This is a genomic window from Marinicrinis lubricantis, from assembly GCF_042658665.1.
Taxonomy (GTDB): domain Bacteria; phylum Bacillota; class Bacilli; order Paenibacillales; family KCTC-33676; genus Marinicrinis; species Marinicrinis lubricantis.
On record NZ_JBHSQV010000187.1, the window covers coordinates 182,611 to 189,120 of the forward strand.

The 6,510-nt window shown below is 46.4% G+C and carries 5 protein-coding genes and 1 other annotated feature (1 of these 6 only partly in view); all 5 genes read right to left on the minus strand.

From position 1 onward, the window contains the following. Nucleotides 1-59: a binding site (T-box leader), on the minus strand; it reaches 183 nt to the left of the window's first position. 130 nt (nt 60-189) lie between these two features. Continuing rightward, the gene (locus tag ACFPXP_RS22715; protein ID WP_379896807.1) at nt 190-1,395 is read right to left on the minus strand and encodes a GNAT family N-acetyltransferase; all 1,206 of its coding nucleotides are present in this window, start codon (nt 1,393-1,395) and stop codon (nt 190-192) included. Between the two features lie 236 nt (nt 1,396-1,631). Continuing rightward, nucleotides 1,632-3,161: a coproporphyrinogen III oxidase gene (locus ACFPXP_RS22720; protein ID WP_379896808.1), complete on the minus strand. Its 1,530-nt coding sequence runs from the start codon at nt 3,159-3,161 to the stop codon at nt 1,632-1,634. 84 nt (nt 3,162-3,245) lie between these two features. After that, nucleotides 3,246-3,410, minus strand: coding sequence for a hypothetical protein (locus tag ACFPXP_RS22725; RefSeq protein ID WP_379896809.1), 165 nt, complete (start codon nt 3,408-3,410; stop codon nt 3,246-3,248). Between the two features lie 106 nt (nt 3,411-3,516). Then, on the minus strand, nt 3,517-3,966 hold the full coding sequence (gene dtd, locus ACFPXP_RS22730) for a D-aminoacyl-tRNA deacylase (RefSeq protein ID WP_379896811.1): 450 nt from the start codon (nt 3,964-3,966) through the stop codon (nt 3,517-3,519). A gap of 51 nt (nt 3,967-4,017) precedes the next feature. Next, nucleotides 4,018-6,198, minus strand: coding sequence for a RelA/SpoT family protein (locus tag ACFPXP_RS22735; protein ID WP_379896812.1), 2,181 nt, complete (start codon nt 6,196-6,198; stop codon nt 4,018-4,020). Between the last annotated feature and the right edge of the window lie 312 nt (nt 6,199-6,510).

Sequence of the window (6,510 nt, forward strand, 5' to 3'; positions counted from 1 at the left end):
ACGGCATTCCTCTCTGCGTGCGGGTGATACGAGCTACTTTGTCCCGTCATAGAATCTTACGTATTTCGACTTTGCTTTAGTTTCGACATTTATTCATGATTTTAATACGACCCTATTTTAAAGTCAAGACTGCAAAATTGCAGCGACATCTCATTCCTCGCTTGATTCAACCCATCATTATCATTCGGTTTAAAAGAAATCAGGAAAATAGGTTGTCAAGCCGGTTAACCGATTAGAGAAACGAGCGATCGTCTCCGAATCTCCAGAGATGCATTCTTTCCTCAGAAGCCGTTCATCGGACGTATACCCAAGCAGCCACGCAGTTAAATGCTGAATGCTGCACGCTATGGATTGCCGACCTTCGGCCTGCTCTAAAACATCCAGCTTGTTTACGGACGCTCTGCCGTCTTCATCTATCCGAATGTGGAACCCGCCGTCGTTCCACGGGGCGTGCTGATCCGTCACATGAAGGCTGAAGGCGATTTCTTCTCCTCTTGCAAAAGGATAGGCCTCAATAAAGCCCTTCACCTCCACAATTCTTGCCATAAAGTAAGGCACAATCTCCTGCCCTATACGGGGATCGTCCAGCACATACGTCAAATCATCATCTGCTGGAGCCTGAAGCGTCAGTTCCCGTGCCATCGAATCGTGATTGCCAATCAAATTCCACAGCGCTTGACGCGCCTTTTCAGAAACATATATTAGTTCTTCAATGTGCATTTTCTTATCCTTCACACGATACATCATATATCCTTCCGCCATATCCTTCTCCGTGTTTTCCACAACATACAGCTGCAAATCATCTGATATAACGCGGCTGATCCACCACTCCTCCGTACGATCCAGCATACCGTTATACTGCATACTGAAAGTACGGTACACTTCATCCATGAGCTGCCATGCCCTTTGCTTGCCTGGGATTCTTCGAATTTTCATTGCCGTATCCAAGCTCCGTTTAGGAACCTGCTTCATATCCAGTGTATATCGCTTATACTCCACGAATGTTTCCCATCCGTATCGTCTATAAAACGCGAAGGAGAACGGATGCAGCATCGATATCGTTATGCCTTCGGATCTCATCCTCTCCAGACTATGTCGAAGCAGCCCCGCAACAAGACCCTGTCTTCGATATTCGGGCCATGTGGCAACGCCGGCAATCCCGCCCATCGGTATAAGCCTGCCGCCGATACGAATGTGAAAAGGCAGCAAATGCAGCTTTGCCAGCAACCTTTCTTCCTCATCGAAAGCTCCCCAGACTTGATCCAAGTTTGCTTGCTGCCCGAGTCTGCGGCTGGACAATACGGCAGGATTCAAGTCCATCTGAAAAGCAAATGAAGACAATTCCGATGCCGCATCCAACTCTTCATACTTCAAATTGCGTATATGTACCTCCAAGATCGTTACCTCCTTCAAGGAATATTACATCCTATTATGAAAGCAATCCCTATAAAAAGAAAGAGGCCTGCAGCACGTGTCTGCAGGCTTTATCAAAGAAATGTATATTTAAAAAAGGGGGTCGAGTATTATTATAGGCATGGATTATTAATATAAGATGAAAGAAAGGTTACAAGAGTATTACAAAAAATAAAGCGTTTCATTTCCCGCTCCAGCATCTGTAAAGTAACATAAACTTATGCATGCTGTTTGGCGAACAGTTCTTCCAGAGTGTCCAGCTTATCGTGCGTATATTTTTCAAAATGGTCGTTATACGCCTTCGGCTCCTTCGGATTGGCATAACGCGTAATTTGCCCCGTCTTCGGATGTACCCATTTCGTGGAAGCACCGCAGCCTAGACCAATAATCGATTGAACTTCCTCCATAATGATGATATTGTACATGCTTTCCATGCCCGGCAAGCAATAGCCCACATTCTCCAAATTGCCGAGAATATTTTTTTGTCGGTATAGGTAATACGGGTCGTAACCATGAGCGTCGGTCCAATCTGACGCAGCCCGCATCATTCGGCTGACTTCTTCACGATCCGCAACCTTGTATTTGGCTTTATTTTGTGTCATCTCTGAAGCACGCTTGAAAGACAACGTATGCACGGTCAAAGATTCAGGCATCAGCTTTTCCGTTTCACGAAGCGTGTGCTCAAACTGTTCCATTCCTTCCCCAGGAAGTCCAATAATTAAATCCATATTAATATTGTCCATGCCCATGGATCTGGCGAGATGAAATTTATCAATCGTCTCCTGTACCGTATGATGACGTCCAATCGCCTTTAGCGTCTCTTGAATATACGATTGCGGATTGATGCTGATCCGGTGTATTCCCCATTTTTTCAGCACTTCCAGCTTTTCCGGCGTAATTGTATCCGGACGTCCCGCTTCGACAGTAATCTCTCGAATTCGCTCGGGATTCGGAAAAGACTGGAAGAGGCGATCATACAGCATATCCATTTCTTCCGCGGTGATGCTCGTCGGTGTTCCTCCGCCAAAATAAACCGTGGTTACGTTCACACCGTTTCGTTTCAGCCAATTCCCGATTTGATCCATTTCATAATGCAGGCCGCCGAGGAAAGAATCGACGGAGCCTTGACGACCGTTAATGGCATATGCCGGAAATGTACAGTAGGCGCACTTGGTCGGACAAAAAGGAATCCCGATATAGACGCTTACTTCCTGCCGAAGCTGATATAGATCAGGAATCGCTTCCAGCTGCCTGTCCACGATTCGCTGCATGAGCTGAATCTTCTCTTCCTGAATGCCATACCTTTCCTTCAGCCGCATAAGAGCCAATTCCGGAGTAGAGCCTGCCTTCAACTCATTGTGCATCAGCTTGGTCGGTCTAACGCCCGTTAAGATCCCCCATGGCTGAATCAATCCGGTATACTGCTCCAACGCTTGCAGGATGGAGAAGTGAAGCACTTGCTTAGCCTGCTTCCTCCATTCTTTTGAGTTCGAAGCTCCTTCTGCCTCACGCTCCTGCTCACCGGTATATACTGCCCCGGCAGCAGCATCTGTCAGCCTGGTGACGGCATGGATCCGCTGCTCCCCGGTTATCTTCACATCGATATGAATCGGCTGCTCCGAAGACGGTACCTCCACCTTTTTTCCGTTCTCAAACGAAATAAGCGGTTCCTCAAAAAAAAGTCCAATAATATGCTCTATATTTAAATGATCGGATGGCGCTGCCCCCGTGACATGAATCATCGTCATTGGTTATACCGGCCTTTCTATACTGGTTTTAACCGTTCCATTATACTCACTTCCGCTGATTTTGTATAGAAGAACGGCTATCACCTATCCCCTGGTGGAAGGAGATCGGAATGATGGAGGTTCGGAACCGAGACCGCTGATCTGCTGCTGCTTCGCATCGGCTTGTACCGATTGCGTCATTTGTTTCCAATCGACGGTCCATGATCTGGCTGACAAGTAGGCGGATTCCTGTTTATTTGAAATGTGCATGCGAAGACTCCTTTTGACTTATATTACTGTCTAGTGTCTCCGCGCTAAACAAAAAAATAACTTCCATCGTAGATGATGGAAGTGATTGTTTCGATGATGTTAAGTACTATGCCAGCTCCCCGCTGTCCAAAATGAACGTCACAGGGCCCCAATTCGTCAACTGGACGTCCATCATGGCGCCAAACCTACCTGTCTCGACATGGGTCCCCGACTCCCGCAGCAGCTCGTTAAATCGCTCGTACAGCATACGTGCATGATCTGGCTTTGCGGCTTTCATGAAATTCGGTCTTCTGCCCTTCCTGCAATCACCATACAAGGTAAACTGGGAAACGGAAAGAATGTCACCGCCATGATCGAGAAGCGAAAGATTCATCTTACCCTCTTCGTCCTCAAAAATACGAAGGTTCACGATTTTATCCGCAAGAAGCTTCGCTTCCGCTTCTGTATCCTCGTGCGCGATACCGACAAGAAGGACGAGGCCTTGTCGGATTTGTCCAACAATGTCCCCGTCCACCGTAACTTTTGCCTCTTTACTTCGTTGAATGATAACCTTCATTGCAATCTCCTTTAAACTCGAAATCATGAATGTCATCTATCTTTTCTAAGGTTATTGCTGCATAATCCGCTGTACGGAATAGACATCCTGAACTCTCTTAATTTTCTCCACGACCGAATACAGATGATCCTTATTGCGAATCAATAAGGTCATATGAATTTGAGCAACCTTGTTTTTATCCGATCGTCCAGTTACCGCCGAAATAACGGTTTTCGACTCCGAGACGACCTGCAGCACTTCGTTCAGCAGACCTTTGCGGTCATGCCCCGTAATTTCGATCTCCACATTGTAGTTCGCTTCGATGCTGCCGACCCATTCCACCTCAATCAAGCGTTCCGTTTCCTCTTCTCCGCCGCCGATCGATATATTTGAACAATCCGCGCGATGAATTGAAACTCCCCGTCCACGCGTAATGTATCCGATAATTTCGTCACCGGGAACTGGACTGCAGCAGCGTGCGAATCGCACCAGCAAATTGTCCACGCCTTTGACACGAACACCATGCGTAGGTCTCGACTTCTTCGGCTGCGCCGGCTTCATCTCCTTCACTTGGGACGAAAGCTCGATCAGTTGAGCCTCTTCCTGCTCCTTACGCAGCTTTTCGGTCAGCCGTGTACAAATCTGTGCGGCGGTAATGCCGCCAAAGCCTACAGCCGAGAACATGTCTTCCTCGTCTTGGAAGTTGAACTTCTTGGCAACCTCAAGCAGCTTGTCTTCCGTCATGAGCAGGTGAGGCTCCAGACCCAAACGTCGAATTTCCCGTTCAACGGCATCTCTGCCTTTTTCGACGTTTTCCTCACGCTTCTCCTTTTTAAACCACTGCTTGATTTTAGACTTGGCATGAGAGGACTGCACGATCTTGAGCCAATCCTGACTTGGTCCGTAAGAGTGCTTCGAGGTTAGTATTTCAACGATATCTCCCGTCTTTAAGCGATGATCCAAAGGAACGATACGGCCGTTCACCTTTGCGCCGATGGTACGATTACCGACCTCTGTATGAATGCGATATGCAAAATCAAGCGGCACGGATCCCGCCGGGAGCTCGAACACTTCGCCTTTCGGTGTAAACACGAACACTAAATCGGAAAAGAAATCCATCTTCAGCGATTCTACAAATTCCGCTGCATCGCTCGCTTCCTTCTGCAGCTCCATAATTTCTCGGAAAAACCGGAACCTTTCAAACGTATCTCCTGGATTTTGTTCATTCTCTTTATAGGCCCAATGCGCAGCCACACCAAACTCGCTCGTCCGATGCATTTCCCAAGTACGAATTTGCACCTCCAGCGGTTCGCCATTCGGTCCGATCACGGTCGTATGAAGCGACTGGTACATGTTAGGCTTCGGCATCGCAATGTAATCCTTGAAACGGCCCGGCATCGGCTTCCACAATGTATGAATAATCCCTAATGTGGCATAACAATCTTTAATGTTGTCTACGATGACCCGGATCGCAAGCAAATCGTAAATCTCATTAAATTGTTTATTTTGGGTTACCATTTTGTTATAGATACTATAGATATGCTTGGGTCTGCCGGATATATCCGCTTTAACACCCATCTCGCTCAGCTTCTGCGAAATGTTGTCGATCACGTTGGAAATGTATTGTTCCCGTTCCGCGCGTTTTTTCTTCATTAAATTAGCAACCCGATAATATTGCTGAGGGTTTAAATATCGCAGCGCAATATCCTCCATCTCCCATTTGATGGCAGATATTCCGAGCCGATGGGCAATGGGACAAAAGATCTCCAATGTTTCACGGGCAATCCGTCGTTGGCTTTCTTCCGACTGATATTTCAACGTACGCATATTGTGGAGACGATCGGCCAGCTTAATGAGAATCACCCGAATATCCTGCGCCATAGCGACAAACATTTTCCGGTAATTTTCATTCTGATGCTCTTCACGGGTCTTAAACCGGATTTTTTCCAGCTTGGTCAAGCCGTCCACCAGCATTGCGCACGTATCTCCAAAATATTCACGCACGACATCAAGAGAGACCGTAGTATCTTCGACGACATCATGCAGCAGAGCAGCAATAATCGATGTCACATCCATTTGCATATTGACTAATATTTCAGCCACTGCTAATGGGTGCAGAATATAAGGTTCGCCGGACTTCCTAACTTGTCCTTGATGGGCTTTGTCGGCAAATTCATAAGCTTGTCGAATCGATTGCAATTCTTCAGGCTTCATGTACGTACTTGCCCTATCCATCAAATCGTCAATGCCCATGATGATTTCCTTTCAAATTTCAGATTTTCTAACTATTATGCCTTTTGGGAGGCCTAGGCGTCAACTACTGGCAGATGAAATTTCAACTTCATCTTTCCATCCTTATATAGATGATAAATCCATCTCCCGTCCATTGACATTATTTTTACAGCGCATTTTTTCACAAAATGCAAAAAATAATACTGTATGAATCAATTTCATAAATCTCATGCCTTGATATGACTGACTTTTTTAGACATAGAAAAAGGAGTACCTCCCCAAATCTCGAATAGGTTAAGCGACTAAACCAACCAATTGAGATGAGGTGAACTC